Source organism: Agromyces sp. G08B096, assembly GCF_040267705.1.
GTDB lineage: Bacteria > Actinomycetota > Actinomycetes > Actinomycetales > Microbacteriaceae > Agromyces.
In genome coordinates this window covers 1,973,074-1,995,603 of the sequence record NZ_CP158374.1, presented here as the reverse complement: position 1 = coordinate 1,995,603, position 22,530 = coordinate 1,973,074, and the positions used below count along the sequence as shown (strand labels likewise).

The 22,530-nt window shown below is 73.4% G+C and carries 33 protein-coding genes; 18 read left to right on the top strand and 15 right to left on the bottom strand.

All coding sequences use genetic code 11. The features are described from left to right. The first annotated feature begins 55 nt into the window (after nt 1-55). On the top strand, nt 56-643 hold the full coding sequence (locus ABIQ69_RS09675; protein ID WP_350346915.1) for a uracil-DNA glycosylase family protein: 588 nt from the start codon (nt 56-58) through the stop codon (nt 641-643). Nucleotides 644-682: 39 nt separating this feature from the next. Here the strand turns inward: ABIQ69_RS09675 and ABIQ69_RS09670 are convergent, their stop codons facing one another. Further along, complete coding sequence (locus ABIQ69_RS09670) at nt 683-1,204, bottom strand: flavin reductase family protein (protein WP_350346914.1); 522 nt, start codon at nt 1,202-1,204, stop codon at nt 683-685. Continuing rightward, a complete protein-coding gene (gene fdxA / locus ABIQ69_RS09665) occupies nt 1,201-1,527 on the bottom strand; it encodes a ferredoxin (protein ID WP_350346913.1) in 327 nt (108 codons plus the stop codon). Before fdxA ends, ABIQ69_RS09670 begins: the two co-directional genes overlap by 4 nt. Before the next feature lie 92 nt (nt 1,528-1,619). Here fdxA and soxR point away from each other — a divergent pair, with 92 nt between their 5' ends. From soxR to ABIQ69_RS09650, 3 genes are all read left to right on the top strand, one after another. Then, nucleotides 1,620-2,108 carry a redox-sensitive transcriptional activator SoxR gene (soxR, locus tag ABIQ69_RS09660; protein ID WP_350346912.1) on the top strand — a complete coding sequence of 163 codons (489 nt, stop codon included), beginning with the start codon at nt 1,620-1,622 and terminating at the stop codon, nt 2,106-2,108. Between the two features lie 62 nt (nt 2,109-2,170). Next, nucleotides 2,171-2,353, top strand: coding sequence for a hypothetical protein (locus ABIQ69_RS09655; protein WP_350346911.1), 183 nt, complete (start codon nt 2,171-2,173; stop codon nt 2,351-2,353). A gap of 60 nt (nt 2,354-2,413) precedes the next feature. Next, the gene (locus ABIQ69_RS09650; protein ID WP_350346910.1) at nt 2,414-2,683 is read left to right on the top strand and encodes a hypothetical protein; all 270 of its coding nucleotides are present in this window, start codon (nt 2,414-2,416) and stop codon (nt 2,681-2,683) included. A gap of 42 nt (nt 2,684-2,725) precedes the next feature. On the opposite strand, the gene msrA is transcribed toward ABIQ69_RS09650, so the two are convergent. Both msrA and msrB read right to left on the bottom strand, forming a co-directional pair. Continuing rightward, complete coding sequence (msrA, locus tag ABIQ69_RS09645; RefSeq protein ID WP_350346909.1) at nt 2,726-3,277, bottom strand: peptide-methionine (S)-S-oxide reductase MsrA; 552 nt, start codon at nt 3,275-3,277, stop codon at nt 2,726-2,728. Nucleotide 3,278: 1 nt separating this feature from the next. Further along, entirely contained in the window at nt 3,279-3,758 is a 480-nt protein-coding gene (msrB, locus tag ABIQ69_RS09640; RefSeq protein WP_350346908.1) for a peptide-methionine (R)-S-oxide reductase MsrB, read from the bottom strand. A gap of 188 nt (nt 3,759-3,946) precedes the next feature. Between msrB and ABIQ69_RS09635 the strand changes: the two genes are divergently transcribed. The 4 genes from ABIQ69_RS09635 to ABIQ69_RS09620 all read left to right on the top strand — a co-directional run bounded on the left by ABIQ69_RS09635 (nt 3,947) and on the right by ABIQ69_RS09620 (nt 8,458). Continuing rightward, a complete protein-coding gene (locus ABIQ69_RS09635; RefSeq protein WP_350346907.1) occupies nt 3,947-5,638 on the top strand; it encodes a sodium:proton antiporter in 1,692 nt (563 codons plus the stop codon). A 213-nt stretch (nt 5,639-5,851) separates the two neighbouring features. Then, nucleotides 5,852-6,769: a hypothetical protein gene (locus ABIQ69_RS09630; protein WP_350346906.1), complete on the top strand. Its 918-nt coding sequence runs from the start codon at nt 5,852-5,854 to the stop codon at nt 6,767-6,769. 109 nt (nt 6,770-6,878) lie between these two features. Then, a complete protein-coding gene (locus ABIQ69_RS09625; protein ID WP_350346905.1) occupies nt 6,879-7,973 on the top strand; it encodes a YihY/virulence factor BrkB family protein in 1,095 nt (364 codons plus the stop codon). Next, the gene (locus tag ABIQ69_RS09620; protein ID WP_350346904.1) at nt 7,970-8,458 is read left to right on the top strand and encodes a nitroreductase family deazaflavin-dependent oxidoreductase; all 489 of its coding nucleotides are present in this window, start codon (nt 7,970-7,972) and stop codon (nt 8,456-8,458) included. Before ABIQ69_RS09625 ends, ABIQ69_RS09620 begins: the two co-directional genes overlap by 4 nt. Before the next feature lie 63 nt (nt 8,459-8,521). On the opposite strand, the gene ABIQ69_RS09615 is transcribed toward ABIQ69_RS09620, so the two are convergent. The 3 genes from ABIQ69_RS09615 to ABIQ69_RS09605 all read right to left on the bottom strand — a co-directional run bounded on the left by ABIQ69_RS09615 (nt 8,522) and on the right by ABIQ69_RS09605 (nt 10,245). Further along, entirely contained in the window at nt 8,522-8,917 is a 396-nt protein-coding gene (locus tag ABIQ69_RS09615) for a helix-turn-helix transcriptional regulator (RefSeq protein ID WP_350346903.1), read from the bottom strand. Nucleotides 8,918-9,025: 108 nt separating this feature from the next. Further along, the gene (locus tag ABIQ69_RS09610; RefSeq protein ID WP_350346902.1) at nt 9,026-9,226 is read right to left on the bottom strand and encodes a hypothetical protein; all 201 of its coding nucleotides are present in this window, start codon (nt 9,224-9,226) and stop codon (nt 9,026-9,028) included. A gap of 116 nt (nt 9,227-9,342) precedes the next feature. Next, a complete protein-coding gene (locus tag ABIQ69_RS09605) occupies nt 9,343-10,245 on the bottom strand; it encodes a LysR family transcriptional regulator (protein ID WP_350346901.1) in 903 nt (300 codons plus the stop codon). 72 nt (nt 10,246-10,317) lie between these two features. Here ABIQ69_RS09605 and ABIQ69_RS09600 point away from each other — a divergent pair, with 72 nt between their 5' ends. The 3 genes from ABIQ69_RS09600 (at nt 10,318) to ligD (ending at nt 12,645) form a co-directional block, all read left to right on the top strand. After that, complete coding sequence (locus ABIQ69_RS09600; RefSeq protein WP_350346900.1) at nt 10,318-11,253, top strand: EamA family transporter; 936 nt, start codon at nt 10,318-10,320, stop codon at nt 11,251-11,253. Between the two features lie 9 nt (nt 11,254-11,262). After that, entirely contained in the window at nt 11,263-11,550 is a 288-nt protein-coding gene (locus tag ABIQ69_RS09595) for a DUF2277 domain-containing protein (RefSeq protein WP_350346899.1), read from the top strand. A 72-nt stretch (nt 11,551-11,622) separates the two neighbouring features. After that, nucleotides 11,623-12,645: a non-homologous end-joining DNA ligase gene (gene ligD, locus ABIQ69_RS09590; protein ID WP_350346898.1), complete on the top strand. Its 1,023-nt coding sequence runs from the start codon at nt 11,623-11,625 to the stop codon at nt 12,643-12,645. Between the two features lie 22 nt (nt 12,646-12,667). On the opposite strand, the gene ABIQ69_RS09585 is transcribed toward ligD, so the two are convergent. Continuing rightward, entirely contained in the window at nt 12,668-13,579 is a 912-nt protein-coding gene (locus ABIQ69_RS09585) for an isocitrate lyase/phosphoenolpyruvate mutase family protein (protein ID WP_350346897.1), read from the bottom strand. Beyond that, the gene (locus ABIQ69_RS09580) at nt 13,573-14,385 is read right to left on the bottom strand and encodes a hypothetical protein (RefSeq protein WP_350346896.1); all 813 of its coding nucleotides are present in this window, start codon (nt 14,383-14,385) and stop codon (nt 13,573-13,575) included. The genes ABIQ69_RS09585 and ABIQ69_RS09580 overlap by 7 nt, the downstream gene beginning before the upstream one ends. A gap of 64 nt (nt 14,386-14,449) precedes the next feature. Between ABIQ69_RS09580 and ABIQ69_RS09575 the strand changes: the two genes are divergently transcribed. Beyond that, entirely contained in the window at nt 14,450-15,172 is a 723-nt protein-coding gene (locus ABIQ69_RS09575) for a helix-turn-helix domain-containing protein (protein ID WP_350346895.1), read from the top strand. A 6-nt stretch (nt 15,173-15,178) separates the two neighbouring features. Here the strand turns inward: ABIQ69_RS09575 and ABIQ69_RS09570 are convergent, their stop codons facing one another. Further along, nucleotides 15,179-15,877, bottom strand: a complete 699-nt coding sequence (locus ABIQ69_RS09570; RefSeq protein ID WP_350349999.1) for a GTP pyrophosphokinase family protein — start codon at nt 15,875-15,877, stop codon at nt 15,179-15,181. 158 nt (nt 15,878-16,035) lie between these two features. On the opposite strand from ABIQ69_RS09570, the gene ABIQ69_RS09565 reads away from it, so the two are divergent. Then, nucleotides 16,036-16,524, top strand: coding sequence for a VOC family protein (locus tag ABIQ69_RS09565; RefSeq protein WP_350346894.1), 489 nt, complete (start codon nt 16,036-16,038; stop codon nt 16,522-16,524). Beyond that, complete coding sequence (locus tag ABIQ69_RS09560; RefSeq protein ID WP_350346893.1) at nt 16,521-17,390, top strand: MBL fold metallo-hydrolase; 870 nt, start codon at nt 16,521-16,523, stop codon at nt 17,388-17,390. The genes ABIQ69_RS09565 and ABIQ69_RS09560 overlap by 4 nt, the downstream gene beginning before the upstream one ends. Here the strand turns inward: ABIQ69_RS09560 and ABIQ69_RS09555 are convergent. Then, a complete protein-coding gene (locus tag ABIQ69_RS09555; protein WP_350346892.1) occupies nt 17,369-17,782 on the bottom strand; it encodes a YchJ family metal-binding protein in 414 nt (137 codons plus the stop codon). The two genes, ABIQ69_RS09560 and ABIQ69_RS09555, sit on opposite strands and share 22 nt — an antisense overlap. A 164-nt stretch (nt 17,783-17,946) precedes the next feature. Between ABIQ69_RS09555 and ABIQ69_RS09550 the strand changes: the two genes are divergently transcribed. Beyond that, the gene (locus tag ABIQ69_RS09550; protein ID WP_350346891.1) at nt 17,947-18,786 is read left to right on the top strand and encodes a hypothetical protein; all 840 of its coding nucleotides are present in this window, start codon (nt 17,947-17,949) and stop codon (nt 18,784-18,786) included. 84 nt (nt 18,787-18,870) lie between these two features. Next, nucleotides 18,871-19,098, top strand: a complete 228-nt coding sequence (locus tag ABIQ69_RS09545) for a DUF2188 domain-containing protein (protein ID WP_350346890.1) — start codon at nt 18,871-18,873, stop codon at nt 19,096-19,098. A gap of 39 nt (nt 19,099-19,137) precedes the next feature. On the opposite strand, the gene ABIQ69_RS09540 is transcribed toward ABIQ69_RS09545, so the two are convergent. The 3 genes from ABIQ69_RS09540 to ABIQ69_RS09530 are packed head-to-tail and all read right to left on the bottom strand — an operon-like array spanning nt 19,138 to nt 20,505. Beyond that, a complete protein-coding gene (locus ABIQ69_RS09540) occupies nt 19,138-19,818 on the bottom strand; it encodes an NAD(P)H-hydrate epimerase (protein ID WP_350346889.1) in 681 nt (226 codons plus the stop codon). Between the two features lies 1 nt (nt 19,819). Further along, on the bottom strand, nt 19,820-20,113 hold the full coding sequence (locus tag ABIQ69_RS09535) for a GNAT family N-acetyltransferase (protein WP_350346888.1): 294 nt from the start codon (nt 20,111-20,113) through the stop codon (nt 19,820-19,822). 20 nt (nt 20,114-20,133) lie between these two features. Beyond that, complete coding sequence (locus tag ABIQ69_RS09530; RefSeq protein ID WP_350346887.1) at nt 20,134-20,505, bottom strand: S4 domain-containing protein; 372 nt, start codon at nt 20,503-20,505, stop codon at nt 20,134-20,136. 61 nt (nt 20,506-20,566) lie between these two features. Between ABIQ69_RS09530 and ABIQ69_RS09525 the strand changes: the two genes are divergently transcribed. After that, nucleotides 20,567-21,016, top strand: a complete 450-nt coding sequence (locus ABIQ69_RS09525) for an NUDIX hydrolase (protein WP_350346886.1) — start codon at nt 20,567-20,569, stop codon at nt 21,014-21,016. 22 nt (nt 21,017-21,038) lie between these two features. Here ABIQ69_RS09525 and ABIQ69_RS09520 read toward each other — a convergent pair whose 3' ends face one another. Further along, nucleotides 21,039-21,866, bottom strand: coding sequence for a DUF1295 domain-containing protein (locus ABIQ69_RS09520; RefSeq protein WP_350346885.1), 828 nt, complete (start codon nt 21,864-21,866; stop codon nt 21,039-21,041). Between the two features lie 34 nt (nt 21,867-21,900). Here ABIQ69_RS09520 and ABIQ69_RS09515 point away from each other — a divergent pair, with 34 nt between their 5' ends. Next, on the top strand, nt 21,901-22,524 hold the full coding sequence (locus ABIQ69_RS09515; protein ID WP_350346884.1) for a CDP-alcohol phosphatidyltransferase family protein: 624 nt from the start codon (nt 21,901-21,903) through the stop codon (nt 22,522-22,524). Nucleotides 22,525-22,530: the final 6 nt, after the last annotated feature.

The following is a 22,530-nucleotide window of genomic DNA, read 5'->3' as shown; positions in this document are numbered from 1 at the left end:
GCGGCGCGCGTTCCGCGCACAGCCAGCCGGGCAGCACGTCGGCGAGGATGGACGGGTGACCGACGACCTCGCCGACCTCCGCGCCGCCATCGCCGCGGACCCGGCCAACGCGGCGCTCACCGCGCAGGGCTGGGCGCCGCTGTTCACCGGCTCGGCGACCTCACGGGTCGTCGTGGTCGGGCAGGCGCCCGGGCGCCGGGCCCAGGAGGCCAACATCCCGTGGCACGACCCGAGCGGCGATCGGCTCGTGCGCTGGCTCGGCGTCACCCGCGAGCAGTTCCACGACCCCGCGTCGTTCGCGATCGTGCCGATGGACTTCTACTATCCGGGCCGCGCGGGCTCCGGCGATGCGCCGCCGCGGAAGGACATCGCCCCGCGGTGGCATCCGTCGATCCTCGCGCGGCTGCCAGAGGCGCGCCTGCGGATCCTCGTCGGCGGGTACGCGCAGCGGTACTACCTGGGCGACGCGCGGAAGGCGACGCTGACCGAGACGGTGCGGGCCTGGCGCGACCACCTGCCGGGCGCGGTCCCGATCGTGCACCCCTCCGGGCTGAACGCCCGCTGGCTGGCGGCGAACCCGTGGTTCGAGGCCGAGGTCGTGCCCGAGCTGCAGGCACTGGTGGCCGCCGCGCTCGCCGATTGAGCGGCGCGGACGCGGACGGCACGTCCGGCCCGCGGCGGGTCACTCTCCGACGTCGCCGCCGAGCCGGAGGAAGCGCCGATCGCGGAACAGCAGCGGGGGAGCGTCGGGGCCGAGGCGCACCTCGAGCACCTCGGCGAGCACGAGCGTCGAGCTGCCGACCGGGATCCGTTCGAGCGCCCGGCCGCGCAGCACCGCGGTCGCGTCGGGAAGGAACGGCTCGCCGGTGGGCAGGCGCTGCCAGCCCTGGTCGGGCGTGAACCGGGGCGCGCCCGAGCGCGCGAAGACACGGGCGAGTCCCGCGTGGTGCTCCGCGAGGAAGTTCACCGCGAAGGTGGGGGTCGCGAGCAGCGCGCCGGCCGTGCCGGTGCCGCGGGTGACCGAGAACGAGATCGCGGGCGGGTCGACGGCGACGGAGGCGACCGAGGACGCGGTGAGCCCCACCGGGCCGGTCGCGGTCGCGGCGGCGATGAGGGCGACTCCGGCGGGATGCATCCGGAACGCGTGCTTCATCGCCTCGCCGACCGGCGTGGGCACGGGGACGGCCGCCTCCGCGCCGGTCACGCGTGCGCCGCCTGGGGCGGGAGGGCGGCGATGATCGGGTGGTCCTTGGGGATGACGCCCACCTTGGCCGCGCCGCCCGGGGAACCGATCTCGTCGAAGAACTCGACGTTGGCCTGGTAGTAGTCGGCCCACTCGTCGGGGACGTCGTCTTCGTAGTAGATCGCCTCGACGGGGCACACGGGCTCGCACGCGCCGCAGTCGACGCACTCGTCGGGGTGGATGTAGAGCGAGCGTTCGCCCTCGTAGATGCAGTCGACGGGACACTCGTCGATGCACGCCTTGTCCTTCACATCGACGCAGGGCAGGGCGATCACGTAGGTCACGTCGGTTCCACTCCTCGGGTCGGGCCCTCGGGCGGGGCCATGCCCACCGTAAAACCTCGAGTAGGCTTCAAGTCAAAACGAGAGGATGCCGCGTGTCCAGCCCCCGCGCCGCCGACGGCGAGTCCGGCCGCCATGCGCCCGACGAGCTGCTCTCGATCGGAGAGATGAGCCGGCGCACGGGCGTCGCCGCCTCCGCGCTGCGGTTCTACGAGGACCTCGGGCTCATCGCGGCGGTCCGCACCGGCGGCAACCAGCGGCGCTATCCCCGGCACATGCTGCGCCGGGTCTCGCTCATCGCCGTCGCCAAACGGCTCGGCATCCCGCTCACCGACGTGCAGTCCGCGTTCGCCGATGTGCCGCTCGAGCGCACCCCGAGCCACGACGACTGGCAGCGCGCGTCGAGGCAGTGGAAACGGCAGCTCGAGGAACGCCGCCGCGGCATCGAGCAGCTCGAGCGCGAGCTCACCGGATGCATCGGCTGCGGGTGCCTCTCGATGAAGGCCTGCGCGCTGCTGAACCCCGACGACGCGCTGGGCGACGCCGGCGCAGGGCCGAGACGGCTCGACCCCGACCTCGACTAGCGCGCCGTGCGGGCGCCCGCAAGCCATGGCCGCGGAGCGGGCGGCCGAGGTAGCGTCGGCCCATGGCAGCAGCAGATCCCGACCAGCGGCGAGAGCAGCTCACCGCGGCGCCGAAGGCCGACGAGCACGACGCCGACCCCCGCATCGAGGTGACGGAGCGGCCGGGCGGCGTCACCCGCATCGACATCGCCGAGACCGCGGCGGTACGGCCGGGCGAGCCGCCCACCGCCGACGAGGGCTCCTGAGCCGTCCTGTCGCTTCGCCGGGGTTTGGCGTGTCGGCCGATTCGAACGTATGTTCGAATCGTGGTCACGTGGCATCCGATCCTCGCCGCCGATGAGCCGACGCCCGGCCGGTGGGAGCTGCGCGACCAGTACGGACGGTGCTACGGGGTCGTCGAGATCCTCACGATCGGCGACGATCTCGGCTACCGGGCCGACGACGCCGCGGGGGAGCTGATCGGCCACTACGCCACGCTCCGCACCGCGTGCCGCGAAGTGCACTCGCGGTTCGTGCAGAGCCACGGTCCGGCGCCGTTCCGCGGCTACCCCGACTTCGGGCCGCGACGGGACTGACCCGCCGCGGCCCGAAGTCAGGCGCGCCGCACCGGCGCTCGGCTACGAGGCCGGCGTCGCGTCGCGCTTCGGCAGCTTCCAGCCCGGCCGCACGTAGTGGCACGTGTAGCCCCACGGAATCCGCTCCAGGTAGTCCTGGTGCTCCGGCTCCGCCTCCCAGAACGCCCCTGACGGCTCGATGGTCGTGACCACCTCACCCGGCCAGATGCCCGACGCGTCGACATCGGCGATCGTGTCGCGCGCGACCGCCTCCTGCTCGGGAGTCGTCGGGAAGATCGCCGAACGGTAGCTCGTGCCGATGTCGTTGCCCTGCCGGTTCAACGTCGACGGGTCGTGGATCTGGAAGAAGAACTCCAGCAGGTCGCGGTAGCTCGTCCGCTCGGGGTCGTAGACGATCTCGATCGCCTCCGCATGCCCCGGATGGTTGCGGTACGTGGCGTGCTCGTTCTGCCCGCCGGTGTAGCCGACGCGCGTCTGAACGACGCCCGGCAGCTTCCGGATCAGATCCTGCATGCCCCAGAAACAGCCGCCAGCGAGCACCGCGGTCTCGGTGCCGGGGAAGCTCGTGACGGCTCCGGTGTCGAGGTCGGTCATGTCAGTGCTCCTTCTGCGAAGAGGTGGTCGAATCGGATGCCTCGAAGAGGCGGCGGTACTCGCCGTAGCCTTCGGCCTCGAGGCGGTCGGCCGGCACGAAGCGCAGCGCGGCCGAGTTGATGCAGTAGCGCAGCCCGCCGTCCTCGACGGGCCCGTCGTCGAACACGTGCCCGAGGTGGCTGTCCGCGGCCGCGGAGCGCACCTCCACGCGCTTCATGAACAGCGACCGGTCGACGTGCTCGGTGACCATCGCCTCCTCGATGGGGCGCGTGAAGCTCGGCCAGCCGGAACGGCTGTCGTACTTGTCGGTGGAGCTGAACAGCGGCTGCCCCGACACGACGTCGACGTAGATGCCCGGCTCGTGGTGGTTCCAGTACTCGTTCCGGAACGCCGGCTCGGTCGCGTCCTCCTGCGTGACCTTGCGCTGCAACGGGGTGAGGCGATCGATCGCCTCCGGAGTCCTGCGGTACTCGTGTGACACGGTGTCCTCCTGTTCGCGCCGCCGGCTGCGGCGCCACCAGGAAGAACAGCCGACGGCGCACGGCTGTTCCGCGTTCCGGCCGCCGCAGCTGCGGGTTCGCTGTGAGCGCGCCGTCGCGCGATCGGCGGGCGTCGCGGCAGACTGGACCACGCCCGGGTGCCGGGCTCACCGCGAGAGGAGGCTCGGGCATGGAACTGCTCATCGTGGTCGTCCTCGGCCTGCTCGGCATCGCCGCCGCGACCGCCATCGGCCCCCGCCTCGGCGTGTCCGCGCCGCTGCTGCTCGTCGTCGTCGGCATCGGGGTGAGCCTGCTCCCGTTCGTCCCCGACGTCGAGATCGACCCGGAGTGGATCCTCGCCGGCGTGCTGCCGCCGCTGCTCTACTCGACCGCCGTCGCCATGCCGTCGATGGAGTTCCGCCGCGAGTTCAGCGCGATCAGCGGGTTCTCCGTCGGACTCGTCGTGGTCAGCGCGCTCGTGCTGGGGGTGCTGTTCTCCTGGATCATCCCCGGACTCGGCCTCGCCGCGGGCATCGCGCTCGGCGCGATCGTCAGCCCGACCGACGCCGTGGCGACCTCCATCGTCAAACGGGTGGGCGTCTCACCCCGCGTCGTCACCGTGCTCGAAGGGGAGAGCCTGCTGAACGACGCCACCGCGCTGGTCCTGCTCCGCTCCGCGATCGCCGCCGGCGCGGCATCCGTCACCTTCTGGGATGTCGCGGGCGACTTCCTCTGGGCCGTCGCGATCGCGGTCGTCGTCGGCTTCGTCGTGGGCAAGGCGAACCTCTGGGTGCGCTCACGCGTCACGGATGCCACGGTGAACACCGTCATCTCGCTCACCGTGCCGTTCCTCGCGAGCGTCCCGGTCGACGAGCTCGGCGGGTCCGGGCTCGTCGCGGCCGTCGTCGCCGGGCTCGTCACGGGACGAGGCGGCATCCGGAGCCTCTCACCGCAGCACCGCGTTTCCGACGTCCAGACCTGGCGCACCGTCGAGCTCGTGCTCGAGGGGGCCGTCTTCCTCGTCATGGGCCTCGAGATGGCCGCCATCATCGACGACCTCGCGAACGAGGCGTACGGCATCCACCACGGTCTCCTGCTGGCGGTGCTCGCGCTCGCCGCGGCGCTCGCGGTCCGGGCGGCCTACGTCTTCCCGACGCTCGCGATCTTCGCCCGGCGCACGCGCAGGGCGGCCGCGCTGAAGCCGAAGCTCGCTGCCGTGCAGGAGCGCATGGACTCGCGCGACCTCGAGGAGTTCGCGGAGGAGGTCGCCGAGCGCGAGGCGGAACGCCGGCCGAGCGGCCGGGCGCCCGCGCCGAACGTCGAGCGCGTGAAGCGGTTCCGCACGAGGCTCCGGCGCAAGGTCGCCGACCTCGACTACTTCCTCGCCGAGCCGCTCGGCTGGCGCGAGGGCACCGTCATCGTCTGGGCGGGCATGCGCGGCGCCGTCACGCTCGCGGCGGCGCAGACGCTCCCGGCGGACACGCCCGCTCGATCGCTGCTCGTGCTCACGGCGTTCTTCGTCGCCGCGATCTCGCTCATCGGACAGGGCGGAACCCTGCCCTGGATCGTGCGGGCGGTGAAGCCGGCGGGCGTCGATCCGGCCGCCACCGCGGCCGAGCGCTCCGAGATCGACCGGCTGTTGCGCGACGTCGCGCAGCAGGTCAGGGCGCGGCATGCGGACCGCACGCGCGAGTCGCTCAGCCGCGACGAGATCCGGCGCTTCCGGCTCGAAATCATCCATGCGCAGCGGGAGGCGCTGCTCGAGGCGCGCGACGACGGGCTCTACAGCTCGGCGGTGCTCGGGGGTGTGCTCGAGACCCTCGACGCCGACCAGATCAGCATCGAACTGCGTACCGAGGGCGACGCGGCCGACGCCGCGTGAGCCGATTCTGCCGGGTGATCAGGATGTTCCCCCGCCCATAGCAGGCGTCCCGCGGCGTCGCATCCACGCACACGACTTTCACAGGGAAAGGTGAGGGGTCGTGCAGAAAGCGTGTGCAGACTGGCGACTTCGCTTCGGCGACCCCCTCCAGCACTGAAAGTGACGAACCCCGCCAGCCTCCGGACAGCACCGGTGCGCCCGGCACGTGAACCTATGCAGAACCAGATCACCCCCGAGAACCACACGCCCCAGACCAGCCCGACCGCCTCCGAGCCCGGCACCCGCGCCGAGCGCCGTGAAGCCCGGCGCCTGCGCACCCGGTACGCCCTCGCGGCCGGTGCGGTCGTCACCGTCGGCGCCCTCGTCGGCACCGGCTTCGCCGTCCAGTCGGCCGTCGCCGCGCAGAGCGACCGCGTCGCCGAGACGTCGGCCCTCGTCGCCGCCTCGAACCCCGACACGGCCCAGCTCGACGCGCACAGCGCCGTGCTCGACGCCCGGGCCGCCAAGGCGGCGGAGGACACCCTCACGCCCGCGCGCAACGCGCTCGCCTCCGCGGCGGGCAAGACGGATGCCTCGGCACTCGCCGCCTCCGTCGCGAACCTCGACGACTACGAGCGCCTGTCGCCGTCGCGGGTGTTCACCCTTGCGAAGCAGGCCGCCGAGCAGACCGCCGCCGTCACGGGCCAGGTCGCGGAGTTCGACCGCGTCCAGGCCGAGCAGGCCGCAGCAGCTGCCGCCGCCGCCGCGGCGAAGGCGGCCGAGGAGGCCGCTGCGGCGGAGGCCGCGGCGCCGAGCGCCTCGTCCCGCCCGTCCGGTCCCGCCAACCCGAGCGGCGCGCAGGCCATCGCCCGCGACCTGATGGCCTCGATGTACGGCTGGGGCGACGACCAGTTCGGCTGCCTCGTCGAGCTCTGGAACCACGAGTCGGGCTGGAACGTCTACGCCTCGAACGGCAGCAGCGGGGCGTACGGCATCCCGCAGGCGCTGCCCGGCAGCAAGATGGCCGTCTACGGCGACGACTGGCAGACCAACCCCGCCACGCAGATCAAGTGGGGCCTCGGCTACGTGTCGGGCCGGTACGGCACGCCGTGCGGCGCCTGGGACGCGTTCAACGCCCAGGGCTGGTACTGATCGCCCGCTGACGCGACCGACGGCCGCGCGGCCGTGCCCAGGGCACGCCGCGCGGCCGTCGGTCTGTCAACCCTCGGCGCGTCCGACCCGGCCTGGTTAGCCTGAGCGGATGGGAGCGCCGAAGCCGAACACCTCGAAGCCGACCACGCCCGCACCCGACGCCGACCGCACGGACGACGCTCCGAAGGCGAGGTCCGGCGGCGGGTTCGTCGATCGGATGAAGCGCGCGTTCGAGTGGGTGCTGAGCACGAAGCCCGTGCGCGCGTTCCTCCTCTATCAGGAGCGCCACGGCGCGATGCTCGCAGACAGCGTCACGTACCGCACGCTGTTCTCGGTATTCGCCGGCGTCTTCCTCGGCTTCGCGATCGCCGGCCTCTGGCTCGCCGGGAACGACGAGGCCATGGACGCGCTCGTCGACGCCGTCGACTCCGTCATCCCCGGCCTCATCGGCGAGGACGCGCTGATCGACCCCGACGATCTGATCCAGCCCCTCAGCTTCGGCATCGCGGGGCTCATCGCGCTCGTCGGCCTCATCGGCACGGCGATCGGCGCGATCACGAGCCTCCGCGCGGCGCTGCGCCAGCTCGCGGGCCTGCCCGACGACCAGACCTTCTTCCTCTGGCTGATCCTCCGCAATCTCGCCATCGCCATCGCCTTCGGGGCGCTGCTCGCGGCGGCGGCCGCGGTCACGTTCTTCAGCACCAGCGCGCTGTCCGTCGTGCTCGACTGGCTCGGCGTCGGCAGCCGTGACCCGCTGTCGGCGATCTCGACCCGGGCCGTCTCCATCTTCATCACCTTCGCGATCGACACGATCGCGGTCGCCGGGCTCATCCGCCTGCTGTCGGGGCTCAGGCCGTCGGCCCGGAACCTCTGGGTCGGCGCGGTGCTCGGCGGCATCGGGCTGACCGTGCTCCAGGTGCTGTCGGGCCTGTTCATCGGGGGCGCCACGAGCAACCCGCTGCTCGCCTCGTTCGGGTCGCTCGTCGCGCTGCTCATCTGGTTCAACTTCTCCGCCCAGGTCATTCTGATCGCCGGGGCCTACGTCGTCACCGGCGAGGACGAGGCGCAGGATCGAGTCGCCGAGCGCTACGGCGCCCGGTCGATGGCGCTCCGCCGGCTGAAGCGGGCCGAGCGGCGCGCGCACGACGCGGCGGCAGAGGTGCAGGCCGCGAAGGAGGCGGTGGAGCAGACTGGTCGGCGATGAGCGCCGTCCTCGACGTCGTCCGCCGGGCCATCGCCCCGCTGACGCGCACCCGCCTGTTCCGCCGCCTCGGCCCGGTCCTCCTGCCACCCGTCGAGCGCCTGCTCGCCCGGTGGAGCGGAGGGCGGGTGCAGCTGAGCGCGCTGCTCGTGCCGTCCCTCGTGCTGCATACCGTCGGTGCGAAGTCCGGTGAGCCGCGCGACACGGCGCTCATGTACACGCCCGACGGGCACGGCCGGGCCATCGTCGCCGGGACGAGCTTCGCGCGCGACCGGCACCCCGGGTGGACGTACAACCTGCTCGCGCAGCCGGAGGCGGCCATCACGGTGCGGGGTCGTCGCATGCCGGTGCGGGCGAGCCTCATCCCCGACGAGGAGCGCGACGCGGCCTGGGCGCGCATCGAGCGACAGTGGCCGGGGTACCGCGCCTACGAGCGGGATTCCGGGCGGGTGGTGCGCCTGTTCCGGCTGCAGCCCGTGCGCCGCTAGCAGCCGGTACCTGTCCGCGGGCCGGTGCGCGGTCGGTGCGGGCGGGTGGGTGCCATCTGCGGTTCAGGCGGCGGAGCGGACCGACACGTCCGAGGCGAGGCTCGTGCTCCCCGGCATGGGGGCGGAGACGGCGTCGGTGCGCTCGTGGGCGAGATCGGCCCGGACGTCGGCGGGGATCCGTGGGCGCAGGTCGAGCACGACGGCCTCCCGCCCCGACGACTCGAGCAGCTCGGCGGTTTCGATCGCGTCGCCGACGTCATGGAACACCTCGGCGAGGGAGAGGTCGAGGACCGCGCACACGGCCGCGAGGATCTCGGAGGACGCCTCTTTGCGTCCGCGCTCCAGTTCGGAGAGGTAGGCCACCGACACGGCGGCCGCGTCGGAGAGCTGGCGCAGGGTCAGGCCGCGGGCGAGCCGGGCTCGTCGCAGCAGGTCTCCGAGTGCGTCGCGTAGCAGCATCCCCGACTCCTTCCGGCGCGGTGTCTTCCTTCCGATGCTAGGCGCGCGAACGGCCCGGCGGTTCTGCCGAGAGCGGAACCGCCGGGCCGGACGAGTCGGTGCGGTGGGTCAGTAGCGGTTCGGGTCGTCGGGGTCGGCGACCTCGACGATCTCGACCTCCTCGACCTCGACCGCGTCGGCGTCGTCGAGGTCGTCGTCGAGATCGCCCTCGACGGCCTCGACCTCCTCGTACTCCTCCGTGGGCAGCTCCGCGCTGAGCGGGAGCTCGGAGTCGGTGTACTCGCCCTCGGGGCGCAGCGGGTCGCTCATTGATGCCTCCCATCGGCCGGCCGGGCGCCGGCTCCACGACCACGGTAGGCGTGCGATCGGGTCTCGTACAGGGGTTGCGCCGGCCGGCGCCCTCCGGCATACGGCGGCCGCGCGACTCAGGCGGGCAGCGCCGCCCCCGCGGCGCGGAGGGCGGCGACCAGCCGCTGCACGGCGGGCCGCTCGGACATCGTGCGCCGGTAGGCCACGCGCACTTCGCGCACCTGGCTGCGATCCGCCAGCGGCCGGGCCACTGCGCCGGCGGGCAGGGCCGGCCGGCCGAGTCGCGGCACGAGCGCGACGGCGGTGCCGGTCGCGGCCAGTTCGACGAGCGAGGCGAAATCGGGATCCTCGGCCACGATGCGGGGCAGGGCGCCGAGGTCGGCGAAGATGCGCAGCAGCGCCTCGTGGCAGATCGCGCCCTTGGGGGTGCTGGCCCACGGCTCGTCGACGAGATCGGCGCGCAGGATCGCGTCGCCTGCGGCCAGCGGATGCTCCGCCTGGAGCACGACGTCCGCCTCGTCGTGGCAGACGTGCTCCGTGACGACGTGCGCGGGTGCGACGAGGGGCACCGAGTTCCAGTTGTGCACCACGGCGATGTCGACGCTGCCGTCGGAGACGAGTTCCATCGCCTCGAACGGATCGACGCTCGCGATGGTGAGGGGCACTTGGAGCGCCTCCCGCCCGGTCGCGGCCAGCAGCGGCGCGAGGAGGCCGCGGGTGGCGGTGGAGAACGACGCGACCCGGAGGGGAGCGGTCGGGCTCGGCGCCGCGGCGACGGACTCGAGCCGCTCGAGCCCTTCGAGCAGGCGTGCGCCGTCGGCCACGAGGACGCGGGCGCGATCGGTGAGCAGGACACCGCGGCCGCGGCGCTCGAGCAGCGTGCCGCCGAGATCGCGTTCGAGCTTCTTCACCTGCTGCGACACCGCGGAGGCGGTGTAGCCGAGTCGTGCCGCGGCGGCCGCGACCGAGCCGCCGCGTTCGATGGCGACGAGCGCGCGCAGCCCCTGCAGGTCGATCATGCAGCAATCGTACGTGGTATCCGCAACGAATCGGTGCTGGTGCTGCATGGTCTCGGCGGCGAAGCTGAACGGATGACCCCCAAGCACGCCGCCCTCGCCGTCCTCGTGGCCGTGGTCTGGGGGGTGAACTTCCTGGCCATCGACCTCGGGCTCTCCGACACCCCGCCGCTCGTGCTCGTCGCCCTGCGCTTCGCCCTGGTCGCGGTGCCGCTGGTCTTCTTCGTCCCGCGGCCGAACGCGCCCTGGCGGGTCATCGCGGGCGTCGGGCTCTTCATGAGCGCGGGGCAGTTCGGTCTGCTCTTCACGGCCATGCACCTCGGCCTTCCGGCCGGGCTCGCTGCGGTCGTCCTGCAGTGCCAGATGATCTTCACGCTCATCGTGGCCGCGGTCGTGCTGCGGGAGCGCCCGACGCGACGGCAGCTGACCGGCGCGCTCGTCGGCGTCGCGGGTCTCGGCATCGTCGCGCTCGGCCGGCTGGAGGGCTCGGGCGCGGCGGCGGGTGCCGCGGCGCTCGTCCCGCTGCTCATCTGCGTGGCCGCGGGACTCAGCTGGGGGATCGGCAATGTGGTCTCGCGGGCGGCGCACGGGGCCAACGGCTTCGGCATGGTGGTGTGGTCGGCGCTCGTGGTTCCGCTGCCGATCCTCGCGCTGAGTCTGCTGCTCGACGGCCCGGGCGCGGTGGCAGAGGCGTTCTCCTCGATCGGCTGGCCGACGATCGCGAGCCTCGCCTACACCGTGGTGCTCGCCTCGTTGCTCGGCTACTCCATCTGGAACTCGCTGCTCGGGCGCTACCCGGCCGCGCTCGTCGCGCCGTTCGCGCTCCTCGCGCCACCGGTCGGACTTCTGGCCGCGGCGCTCGTGCTCGGAGAGGTCCCCAATCCGCTGGAGCTCGCCGGCGCCGTCGTCCTCGTGGGCGGCGTCGCGATCGGACAGCTGCGGCGGCGGGTGCGGCGGGCTGCCGAGGCATCCGTCCCGGAAGAGCTGAGGCCGGCTCAGTCCCGGGGGTAGGCTGCGGCCATGTGCCGGAACATCCACGTCCTCCACAATTTCGAGCCCGCCGCGACCGATGACGAGGTCCACGCCGCCGCGCTGCAGTTCGTACGCAAGGTGAGCGGCACGACCAAACCCTCGAAGGCGAACGCCGAGGCATTCGACCGTGCGGTCGCCGAGATCGCGCACATCACGCGTCATCTCCTCGACGACCTCGTGACCACCGCGCCGCCGAAAGACCGCGAGGTGGAGGCGGCGAAGGCCAGGGCACGCGCGCAGCAGCGCTACGCCCGACCCGCGGCCCAGGCCTCGTGACGCGGCCGCCGCGCCGCGCGCACGCCGCCCGGCTCACCCGCCGCGACGGCGGGGTGCGGTAGCGTCGCGGGCATGGCCGCCGACGCCGTCACCCTCACCGTCCCAGGCCCGCACGGCGATCGCGACGTGCGGATCTCCAGCCCCACGCGCGTCCTCTGGCCCGAGGCCGGCATCACCAAGCTCGCCCTCGCCGAGTACCTCGTCGCCGTCGGCGAGGCGTTCGTCGCGGCCAACGGCGACCGACCGGTCTCGCTGCAGCGTTTCCCTGAGGGAGTGGACGGCGAGCAGTTCTTCTCGAAGAATCCGCCGCGGGGCGCGCCCGAATGGGTCCGCGCCGTACCGGTCACCTACCCGAGCGGCCGGTCGCACCCGCAGCTCGTCATCGACGAGCCCGCCGCCGCGGTCTGGGCCGCGCAGATGAACACCGTCGTCTTCCACCCGTGGGCCTCGCGAGCCGGCGCCTCCGACTTCCCCGACGAGCTGCGGATCGACCTCGACCCGCAGCCGGGTACCGGCTACCCCGAGGCGGTGCCGGCCGCCCTCGCGCTCCGCGACCTGCTCGCCGAGGTCGGGCTGACGGCGTACGTGAAGACCTCGGGCAACCGGGGCATCCACGTCTTCGCACCCATCGAGCCGACCCGCGAGTTCCTCGACGTGCGTCACGCGGTGATCGCGGCGGCGCGCGAGCTCGAGCGCCGCATGCCCGAGCAGGTCACCACCGCCTGGTGGAAGGAGGAGCGCGGCGACCGCGTCTTCGTCGACTTCAACCAGGCCAACCGCGACCGCACGATGGCGGGCGCCTACAGTCCGCGCGCCCTGCCATGGGCCTCCGTGTCGTGCCCGCTCGACTGGAGCGAGGTCGAGTCGGCCGACCCTCGCGAGTTCACCGTCCTGACGGTGCCCGACCGCCTGGCCGCGCACGGTGACCCGTGGGCGGGGATGCACGATGCACCGGGCCGCATCGACGTGCTGCTCGACTGGTGGCAGCGCGATCTCGACGACGGCCTCGGCGAGCTGCCCTTCCCGCCCGACTTCCCGAAGATGCCGGGTGAGCCGACGCGCGTGCAGCCCAGCCGGGCGAAGAAGCCCGACTGAGCCGCATCGCCGCGTTCGCCGATCAGTCGGCCGTCCGCGCCAGGTGGTCCGCGACCTCCGCGTAGCCCGGCACGACCGGGGCGAGGGCGCGCGCGGCGGCCAGCCGATCGGCCCGGAGGTCGAGCTCGCCGGGGGAGACCGGCCCGCCGGCCACCCGCGCCTCGGCGATCTGCGGCTCGGCGACCTGCGCCGAGGCGTCCGGCTCGAGCGCTGCGAGCGTCGCCACCACGGCCCCCAGTGCCGCGCGCACGAGGAGCGACCCGGTGCTCACGCGGGCGACCCCGAGCCGGGCGAGCCCGCGCAGGTCGAATCCGCCGGGCGGCTGGACGAGCATGTTCAGGGGCAGCGCGGTGGCCGCGACGAGCGTGCGCACCTCCTCGGCCTCCAGCACCCCGGGGACGAAGACACCCGAGGCGCCCGCCGCCTCGTAGCGGCGGAGCCGGCCGACGGCCTCCGCCAGCCGATCGCCCCGCGCCTCCGAGCTCTCGATCCAGAAGGCGTCCGTCCTGGCGTTCACGAAGAGCCCGGGCGCGGCCGACGCGATCGCCGCGATGCGATCGGCCGTCGTCGCGGCGGGCAGCAGATCGCCGTCGGGGGCGGAGTCCTCGATGTTCACGCCCACGACCCCGAGCGCTGCGAGGGCGGCGGCGTACGCGCCCACCGCGGCCGGGTCGGTCGAGAACCCGGCCTCGATGTCCACCGTGACGGTGAGTCCGGCCGAGGTGAGCCGGCGGGCGAGGTGGAGCGTCGCGTCGGCGGCGACCCCGGCGCCGTCGGGCAGTCCCGCGACGGCCGCCACGCCGAGGCTCGTCGTGCCGAGGACCTCGTAGCCCGCGGCGTGCAGCCAGCGCGCAGAGGCGAGATCCCAGGCGTTCGGCAGCAGCAGCGGCGCCCCCGGCCGGTGCAGGGCGCGGAACTCGGCGGGCGTCAGCACGATCCCTCCGATCCGCGAAGGGTCTCCACCACGGATGCCGCGATGGCGAGCGCCTGCCGGGCGCCGGGGCACCGACGGGGGCCGGCGCCGAACGCGAGCAGCTCGTGGGCCGGGCGCGCCGCGGCCGCGGGATCGGGGTCGGCGAGCGCTACCTCGAGCGGGCGCCCGTCGACGACCCGGACGGTGGCCGGGACGGGCGGGTGGTGCCGGAGCACCTCGTGCAGCGTCGTCGCCGGTTCCACTCCAGGAACGGCCGCTTCGCATACGCGGGCGACGAGATCCCCGGTCGCCCGGTGCGCCTGCGCGACCAGCTGCACGAGCAGCGCGGCCGTGTCCGGCTCCGATCCGATCGACGGGTGCGGGCGCGGACCGGCGGCGTCACCGGCCCCGCGGAGCAGTCGTCCGGCTGCGGCGTCGATCTGCGGCGTCGTCGCGCCGGAGCGGTACGCGTCGGCGACGACCTCGGCATCGGCAGCGACACCGGACGGGTCGGCGAACCCGATCGCGGCGGCGATGACCGCGGCGGGCACCGCGCGGATCCGGGGGTCGTCGGCATCACGCGCACCCGACGCGATCGCACGTCGGGTCCGATCCGCCGCGTCGTCCGCGAGCCGCTCGGGATCGAGTCCGTCGAGCAGCGCCACGACCTCACGGCGGCGGGCGGCGTGCGCCTCGCCGTTCGCGAACCGGGACACCTCCCGGCGGAGGCGGGCGAGCTCGCCAATCGCGGTCCGCGACGGCTCGGGCACGGAGAAGGACGGATCGGAGAGGACGGCGGCGGCGCGTGATGCGGTTTCGATCGTCATGGTCCGACGGTACGACGCGGAGACTTCGACGGCGGACGAAGCATCGCCGACGTATCGTGGTGCCATGCCGGACGTCGACCTCGCCGCACCCGCGAAGCTCATCGGAGAGCCCGCCAGGGCTGCGATGCTCGCGGCCCTCCTCGACGGTCGCTCGCTGCCCGCGAGCGACCTCGCCGCCCTCGCGGGGGTGAGCGCGCCGACCGCGAGCGCCCACCTCGCCCAGCTCGTCGACGGCGGACTCGTGACCGCCGTCCGGAGCGGACGGCACCGCTACTTCGCGCTCGCCGGCCCCGAGGTCGCCCGGGCCGTGGAGGCGCTGCTCGCCATCGCGCCGACCCGGCCGGTCGTGTCGTACGCCCGCTCACGCGAGGCGAAGCGGCTCGCCGAGGCCCGCTCCTGCTACGACCACCTCGCCGGACGCCTCGCCCTCGACCTCGCCGACGCGCTTGTTGCCGAGGGTGCGCTCGCCCCGCTGCGCGCGGGGGAGCCGGGCGTCCTCCTCGCCACGTCCGGGCCGCTCGCGACCCGGCTCGGGCTCGACCGCCTGGTCGACGCCGGCCGCCGGCCGGCGGTCCGCGGATGCCTCGACTGGACCGAACGCCGGCCGCACGTCGCCGGCCTCGCCGGTGCGCGGATCCTCGAGACGCTCGTCGGCGACGGCCTCCTCGCCCGTGCGCGCGGCGACCGCGGGCTCACGCCGACCGAGGCGGGCGCGGCCTGGTTCGCCGAGCTGGCCGGGGCGAGCGGCGGGACCCGAACCGGCCGAGCCGGCACGCCCGCCGCCTGACGGGCCTCAGGCCACTGACGTCTGCCGGTACGGCTTCGGCATGCCGTGCACCTGCCGGTGCAGCCCCTCCATGCGGGCGTCGAGCTCGGCCGCCGTGCGGGCGGCATCCGTCAGCTTCTCCAGCAGCTCCTGCGGAACCTGCCGTTCGTACTTGTAGTAGATCTTGTGCTCGAGGCTCGCCCAGAAGTCCATCGCGATCGTGCGGATCTGCACCTCGACGGCGACGGGGTGCGCGCCCGTCGAGAGGAACACCGGCACCTCCACGATCACGTGCAGGCTCTGGTAGCCGTTCGGCTTGGGGTCCTTGATGTAGTCCTTGACCTTGATGACGCGGATGTCGCGCTGCGCGGTGAGCAGCTCGAAGATGCGGTAGGCGTCGGAGACGAAGCTGCACGTCACGCGCACGCCCGCGATGTCGGTGATCGTCTCGCGGATCGCGTCGAAGCTCGGCTCGACCCCCTTGCGGCGCATCTTGTCGACCACGCTGTCGAGACTCTTCAGCCGGCTCGAGATGTGCTCGATCGGGTTGTAGTCGTGCGCCTGATTGAACTCCTCGCGGAGGATCGCGAGCTTGGTGATCACCTCGTCCATGCCGAACTTGTAGCGGAGCATGAACCGCTCGGTCTCGTCGCGGAGCGCCCGGATCTCCTCGAGCGCGGCGCCGTCGATGGTGTCGAGCGAGTGCTGCGCGCGAGGCGTCAGCATCGGCGTCGCAGCGGTGCGTCGGGCGGGCGGGAGGCCGTCGAGCGGGGTCACGTCAGTCACCGTACGGGGCGAGCCTTCGAATCCGCTTTGATTCACCCGGCGCTCGCGGTCGGCGAACACCCGGGCGCGCCGGCTCGCCGGAATGCGATCATCGGCACATGACGGATGCCTCTCGCTCACCCATCCTGCAGCTGCGCGTCGTCGTCGAGGTCGAGGACTTCGACGCCGCCGTGCGCTTCTACCGCGACGCGCTCGGCCTGCCGGAGACGCTGGCGTACGCCGGGGGCGGTGACGACCGGGTCGCGATCCTCGAGGCCGGCCGGGCGACGCTCGAACTCGCGAGCCCGGGCCATCGGCGCGAGATCGACCGGCTGGAGGCGGGCGGCCGGGAGAGCCCGCGCATCCGCTTCGCCTTCGAGGTGACCGACGCGGAAGGCGCCACCAGGCGACTCGAGGCCGCGGGGGCCACCGTCGTCGCGGAGCCGGTCGAGACGCCGTGGCGTTCCCTGAACTCCCGGCTCGAAGCGCCGGGCGATCTGACGGTGACGCTCTTCGAGGAGCTCGCCGACAGCCACGAGCGGGCCGCGCTCGACGGGTTCGCGACGGATGACGAGCGGGCGCGGCGGGAGGCCGGCGAGGCGGGGTGAACGACTGGACCGAGGTGGCGTCGGGCGTCCACCAGCGCCGGTACGATCCACTCGACATCTCGATCGTGGTCGTCGAGGGCGACGACGGGCTCCTGCTCGTCGACTCCCGCGCCGATCCGGTCGAGGCGGCGGAGCTGCGCGACGACGTCGGCCGGCGATTCGGGGTGCCCGTTCGCCGGCTCGTGAACACGCACGCCCACTACGACCACACGTTCGGCAACCAGGTGTTCGCGATGGCCGGCCGCGGCGGCAGCCGCGTCGAGCTCCTCGGCCACGCTCGCATCGCCGCGCACTTCGCCGAGTACGAGGGCCCGCGGCTCGCCGCGTGGCGCCGCGACCCTTCCCGGGAACCCGGCCGCCGCTGGCAGGACGTCGAGCTCGTCCCGCCGACCGTCCCCGTCGCCGAAGAGCGGCGGATCGACGTCGGGGGGAGGGAGGTGCGGCTGCTTCCGCAGCCGCCCGCGCACACCGACACCGACCTCGTGCTCCACGTGCCCGATGTCGAGGTGTGGGTCCTCGGCGACCTCGTCGAGGAGTCGGGACCGCCCATGTACGGCTCCGGCAGCTTCCCGCTCGCCTGGCCCGGGGTGGTCGCCGCGCTCGCCGGGCGCATGGAACCCGGTGCGCTCGTCGTCCCGGGGCACGGCCGCGTGGTCGATCCGGGCTTCGTCGACCGGCAGGCGGCCGACCTCGGGCTCGTGGCCGATCGTCTCGCAGCCGCGCACGCCGACGGCGTTCCCGCGTCCGGGGCGCTCGCCCGTTTCGACGACTGGCCGTTCCCGGTCGACGGCCTGGGGTCGGCGGTCGATCGCGCCTACCTGGCGCTCGACGGCGACGCAGCGGGTCATCCCTCCGCGTCGACGTAACGCCAGCGTCCCGCCTGCCGGATGAACCGGCTGCGCTCGTGCAGCGCGCCGGGGCCGTCGGCATCGCGGTACCGCGCGATGAACTCGACCACGCCGGCGTCGTCGAACGGCCCGCCCGCGACCGTGTCGACGATCTCCAGGGAGCGCCAGCGGGTGGCGGGATCGAGCGTCAGCGCCGCCGGTCTGGTCGACGGATGCCACGACTCCAGCAGGTGCGCGACGGCGCCGATCGTGTACGCGGTGTACCGGGATCGCATGAGCTGGAGTGCCGTCGGGGCGGGCGTGCGGCCGGCGATGAACGGTTCGCAGCAGGCCGCGAACGTGTCGCCGCTGCGGCACGGGCACCGGTCGCCTGGAGCGGGCACGGAGAAGTCGGGGGACGAGTCTGGCACCCACCGAGTATGCCGTCCGGTGAACCCGCGGCGGGCACCGCGGACATGGTTTCCACAGGCAGAACTGAGGAACCGTCCAGATTCGCCGGGCAGAGTGTCGGACTTGTGCGTCCGGGCTCGGCGGGCGCGCGCCCCCGATCCCCCCTGCCGAGCAGTGAACCCCCATGCGAAACCAGACCTCAGACACGCACGCCCCCATCCACCCCGCACCCGACACCACCCGAACCCGGCGAAGCCTCCGCGCCACCCGCGCCGGCCGCCGCCGCCTCGTGATCGCCGGCGCGATCGCGACCGCCGGCCTCCTCGCCGGCACCGGCTTCACCGTCAAGTCCGCCGTCGACACGCAGCAGCGCGTCGAGGCGACCGCGGCGATCACCGAGGCCACCGGCCTCCACCGAGACCAGCTCGGCGCCTACGCCACCGTCGCGGAAGCGAAGGCCATCGACACCGCGAAGGACACCCTCGCGGTCGCGCAGACGGCCCTCCAGGCCGCCGACGGCAAGGTCGACGCCTCGGGCCTCGCCTCCTCGGTCGCCTCCCTCGGCGACTACGAGCGGCTGCCGCTCGGATCGCTCGTCGACCTGACGAGGCAGACCAAGGAGCAGGCCGCCCAGGCCGCGGCGGCAGCCGCCGAGTTCGACCGGGCGCAGGCCGAGCAGGCCGCCGCCGCGGCCGCCGCTCTCGCCGCCGCGAACACCCCGGACGGCGCCAAGGCGTACGCCCGCGACCTCGCCGCCTCCCAGTACGGCTGGGGCGACGACCAGTTCCAGTGCCTGGTCAACCTGTGGCAGAAGGAGTCCGGCTGGAACTACCAGGCGATGAACGCCTCGAGCGGGGCCACCGGCATCCCGCAGTCGCTCCCGGGCTCGAAGATGGCGACCGCGGGCGCCGACTGGCAGACCAGCGCCGCCACGCAGGTGCGCTGGGGCCTCGGCTACATCGCCGGTTCGTACGGCACGCCGTGCAGCGCCTGGTCGCACTCCCAGTCGGTCAACTGGTACTGATCGGCGGCGGGCCCTTCCCAGGGGCGGCACTGCGGAGTTGACTGGCTTCCGGGGCGCGCGAGTCGCGCCCCGGAAGGGGGCGACATGCACGAGGACCGGAGCAGCGACGAGCCGCACGACGGCGATGTCATCACGATGTCCAAGCGCGGCCAGTGGGTGAACCGGGTCGTGGGCGGTGAGGAGCTCTCCGAGAGCTTCGCGAGCCGCGAGGAGGCGGTCGACGCGGGGCGGTCGCTCGCCGCGACGCTCGGCTCCGCCCACGTCGTCGTCGACTCGGAGCCGACGGGCGCCATCACCGACGAGGCGGACTGATCAAGACTCGCCGCACCCGCACGGTGCGCCGAGGTCCGGTCAGGCCCGCTCGACGAGCGGCGTCATCGCCGCCAGCTCGTCGCCGAGCCCGAGGTCGACGACCTCGAGCTCGCCGACGTAGTCAGCGCCCGGCTCGATCAGCAGGCCGGCCTTCGCCGCGCCGAACGTCACGGTGAGATCCGCCCGGAGCACGGTCGGGTCGGGCACCGACCCGTCGTCGGGGTGGATGCCGCTCGGCAGGTCGACCGCGACCACGCGCGCGACCGTGTGCTCGACGACGGGGATGATCCCCGCGACGAGTTCGCGCGCCCGGCCGCGGAGCGCGGAATCGGCGGCGGTGCCCGTGCCGAGGATGCCGTCAACGACGAGCGCGGCACGCTCGGCCAGCGCCGCGGCCTCCGAGGCGTCGGCCTCGAGCACGCGGACCCCGGCGGCCCGGGCCGCTGCTCCGGCCTCCGGGTGGAGGCGCATCCCCGTCGGCACCGCGGTCACCTCGACGCCCTCGTCGGCGAGCTCCGCCGCGGCGAACAGCGCGTCGCCGCCGTTGTCGCCGGTGCCCGCGAGCACGAGCACGGGTCCGGCCGGGGCATCCGTCGCCCGGAGCTCGCGACGCACCGCGGCCGCGAGCGCCGACGCGGCCCGGCGCATCAGGGGCTCGCCCGCGGCGAGGTGCGGCGCCTCGGCCGCCCGCACCTGCGCGGCCGAGTAGCCGGCGACCACGTCAGACCGTCCGCGGGTCGAGCAGGTGGGCTCGCTCGGGATGACGATCGAACCACTCGCCGACGTACCAGCAGCTCGGCACGATCGCCCGGGTCGAGGTCGCCTCCACGTCGTCGACCGCGAAGGCGACCACGTCGCCCGCGAGGCCGTGACCGCGGTAGGGCGGGTTGGTGAAGGTGCGCGTGAAGGCCACCGAGTCCCCGAGCACGCGGTAGTCGAGAACGCTGGCGAGCTCCCCGTCGACCCGGAGCACATAGCGCCGCGCGTCGGGCTCGTGCGTGATCTGCTTGTCCACGGCGATCAGGCTACGCCCGCTCAGCGCCCTCGGAGGCGATCCAGGTCGCGTCGCTCGCGTTTCGTCGGTCGTCCCGTTCCCCGGTCGCGGATCGGCACGGCGGCCTGCTCGGTCTTCGGCGGGGGCGGCGGGGTGAGATCGTCCAGCGCCGTGGCCGCGACCGCGGCCGACACACGTTTGACAAGGGTCCGGCGCACGATGAGCCGACGGTCGGCGCCGCCGACCCGGACCCTGAGCTCATCGCCGGGGCGCACCGGCTGGGCGGCCTTGGCGCGCTCCCCGTTCACCCGCACGTGCCCGGCGCGGCAGGCCGCGGTCGCCGCCGACCTCGTCTTGAACTGGCGCACCGCCCAGAGCCAGGCGTCCACGCGAACCGGCGCTTCGTCGCTCACCAGTTCACCCTACGACGACGCCGGAGGACATCCGCCCAGCTGCGTGCGTCATGCTGGAACCATGAGCGGCAGCAGTGGCGACGCCTGGGTCGAGGGTCCCGACGGGGCGAGGTACTGGGGCCGATACGGCGCCGCCGGCCTGCTGGCGGTCAGCCCGGTTCGCGAGGTGCTGCTGCAGCATCGCGCCGAGTGGAGCCACTTCGGCGGCACCTGGGGGCTGCCCGGCGGGGCGCGCCACGAGGGGGAGTCCGCGGTCGACGCCGCCGTCCGGGAAGCGGGTGAGGAGGCCGGCGTGCCGCCGGCCCTGCTCGTCGTGCGCTTCAGCTCGGTGCTCGACCTCGGCTACTGGTCGTACACGACGGTCGTCGCCGACGCCGTCGAGCGGTTCCGGCCGGTCGTGAGCGACCCCGAGAGCATCGAGCTGCGCTGGGTCGCGGCATCCGAGGTCGCAGCCCTGCCGCTGCACCCGCGGTTCGCGGAATCGTGGCCGGCCCTCGCGGCGCGGCTGTGACGCGGTCGGATGCCTCCGCCGCTCAGCCCACCGGCTGGGCCGACGGCTGCGGCGCCTTCGGGAACCAGGGCACGAGCATCGACGTGCGCCGCCGGTAGTCGTCGTACTCGGGGTAGCGCGAGCGCGAGATCGACTCGGTGAACACGGTCGAGCAGATGAAGAGGAGGGTGAGCAGTGCCGCGCCCGCGATGGTCCAGTGCAGCCACACGCCCGTCGCCGCGATCGCGAAGCCGTAGAAGACCCACCACTGCGCCTGCTCGAAGAAGAAGTTCGGATGCCGCGAGATCCGGAACAGGCCGGTCTGGAGGAACCCGGGCACGGGTGTCCGTCCGGCGGCACGCTCGGTCTGCTTCCAGCGGTGGAACTCCCACTGCTGCTGGTCGGCGATCGTCTCGCCGACGAGGAAGGCGACGAAGACGACGGCGAGCGCGACATCCCACACGCCGAGCGGCGTCGCCGAGCCCGACGCCGTGAACGCCGGGAGGCAGAAGGCCAGGATGAGGGCGTTCTGGTACAGGGAGATGAACCCGATGTTGAACAGGGCGAAGGCCCAACCCGGCATCCGGCCGCGGAGGACCGCCCACCGGTAGTCCTCGCCGGCGCCGGGGCGGTAGCCCCCCTTCCGCGCGAAGTTGAACGTGAGGCGGGCACCCCAGGCGGTCACGAGGAGCGCCATCAGCACGAGCCGGGGTGAGAACCCGTCGCCGGCGGCGAAGATCCAGACGTAGGCGATGGGGGCGATCGACCAGATGCGGTCGACCCAGGAGTGCTCGTGCGTGAGGACGGAGGCGAGCCAGGTGCCGGCGGTGACGGCGGCGCACAGCACGAGACACACGGTCAGGGCGTTCATGAGCGCGATTCTAGGGCGTCGATAGGATCGACCCGTGGGTGGGGAACGGGAGACGACCGTCAGCGGACGGATCTGGACGATCCCGAACCTCCTCAGCATGCTGCGGCTCGTGCTCGTGCCCGTCTTCCTCGTGCTCATCATCACGGGGGAGTACGTCGCCGCCCTCATCGTGCTCGTGATCGCGAGCCTCACCGACCTGCTCGACGGCTACCTCGCGCGGCGACTGCACCAGATCACGAAACTCGGGCAGCTGCTCGACCCGGCCGCCGACCGGCTCTACATCTTCGCCGCGCTCGTCGGCCTCGCCGCACGCGACCTCGTGCCCTGGTGGATCGTCGCGATCATCGTGGCGCGCGACGTCTTCCTGCTCGTACTCGGGGTCGTCCTCGCCAACCACGGATTCGGACCCCTGCCCGTCCACCAGCTCGGCAAGGTGGCGACCTTCGCCCTCTTCACCGGGCTCCCCGTGATCATGCTCGGGCCGGCGTTTCCTGCGGTCGAACCGGTGAGCGAACCCATCGGCTGGGCGATCACCCTGTGGGGCGCGTTCCTCTACTGGTGGGCGGGCGTCATCTATGCGATCGAGACCGGGCGTGTCATCCGCATGCCGCGGGTGGCGAGCGACTCCCGATCGGATACGCTGGGATCGGGAGGTTAGCCGTGG

What these genes read in the sequence shown, in the direction of transcription:
- ABIQ69_RS09655 (WP_350346911.1), top strand. Translation starts at nt 2,171, where the DNA reads ATGGCAGCAGCAGATCCCGACCAGCGGCGAGAGCAGCTCACCGCGGCG.
- msrA (WP_350346909.1), bottom strand. Translation starts at nt 3,277, where the DNA reads ATGACCGACCTCGACACCGGAGCCGTCACGAGCTTCCCCGGCACCGAG.
- ABIQ69_RS09635 (WP_350346907.1), top strand. Translation starts at nt 3,947, where the DNA reads ATGGAACTGCTCATCGTGGTCGTCCTCGGCCTGCTCGGCATCGCCGCC.
- ABIQ69_RS09630 (WP_350346906.1), top strand. Translation starts at nt 5,852, where the DNA reads ATGCAGAACCAGATCACCCCCGAGAACCACACGCCCCAGACCAGCCCG.
- ABIQ69_RS09625 (WP_350346905.1), top strand. Translation starts at nt 6,879, where the DNA reads ATGGGAGCGCCGAAGCCGAACACCTCGAAGCCGACCACGCCCGCACCC.
- ABIQ69_RS09620 (WP_350346904.1), top strand. Translation starts at nt 7,970, where the DNA reads ATGAGCGCCGTCCTCGACGTCGTCCGCCGGGCCATCGCCCCGCTGACG.
- ABIQ69_RS09615 (WP_350346903.1), bottom strand. Translation starts at nt 8,917, where the DNA reads ATGCTGCTACGCGACGCACTCGGAGACCTGCTGCGACGAGCCCGGCTC.
- ABIQ69_RS09610 (WP_350346902.1), bottom strand. Translation starts at nt 9,226, where the DNA reads ATGAGCGACCCGCTGCGCCCCGAGGGCGAGTACACCGACTCCGAGCTC.
- ABIQ69_RS09605 (WP_350346901.1), bottom strand. Translation starts at nt 10,245, where the DNA reads ATGATCGACCTGCAGGGGCTGCGCGCGCTCGTCGCCATCGAACGCGGC.
- ABIQ69_RS09600 (WP_350346900.1), top strand. Translation starts at nt 10,318, where the DNA reads ATGACCCCCAAGCACGCCGCCCTCGCCGTCCTCGTGGCCGTGGTCTGG.
- ABIQ69_RS09595 (WP_350346899.1), top strand. Translation starts at nt 11,263, where the DNA reads ATGTGCCGGAACATCCACGTCCTCCACAATTTCGAGCCCGCCGCGACC.
- ligD (WP_350346898.1), top strand. Translation starts at nt 11,623, where the DNA reads ATGGCCGCCGACGCCGTCACCCTCACCGTCCCAGGCCCGCACGGCGAT.
- ABIQ69_RS09580 (WP_350346896.1), bottom strand. Translation starts at nt 14,385, where the DNA reads ATGACGATCGAAACCGCATCACGCGCCGCCGCCGTCCTCTCCGATCCG.
- ABIQ69_RS09575 (WP_350346895.1), top strand. Translation starts at nt 14,450, where the DNA reads ATGCCGGACGTCGACCTCGCCGCACCCGCGAAGCTCATCGGAGAGCCC.
- ABIQ69_RS09570 (WP_350349999.1), bottom strand. Translation starts at nt 15,877, where the DNA reads ATGCTGACGCCTCGCGCGCAGCACTCGCTCGACACCATCGACGGCGCC.
- ABIQ69_RS09565 (WP_350346894.1), top strand. Translation starts at nt 16,036, where the DNA reads ATGACGGATGCCTCTCGCTCACCCATCCTGCAGCTGCGCGTCGTCGTC.
- ABIQ69_RS09550 (WP_350346891.1), top strand. Translation starts at nt 17,947, where the DNA reads ATGCGAAACCAGACCTCAGACACGCACGCCCCCATCCACCCCGCACCC.
- ABIQ69_RS09545 (WP_350346890.1), top strand. Translation starts at nt 18,871, where the DNA reads ATGCACGAGGACCGGAGCAGCGACGAGCCGCACGACGGCGATGTCATC.
- ABIQ69_RS09525 (WP_350346886.1), top strand. Translation starts at nt 20,567, where the DNA reads ATGAGCGGCAGCAGTGGCGACGCCTGGGTCGAGGGTCCCGACGGGGCG.
- ABIQ69_RS09520 (WP_350346885.1), bottom strand. Translation starts at nt 21,866, where the DNA reads ATGAACGCCCTGACCGTGTGTCTCGTGCTGTGCGCCGCCGTCACCGCC.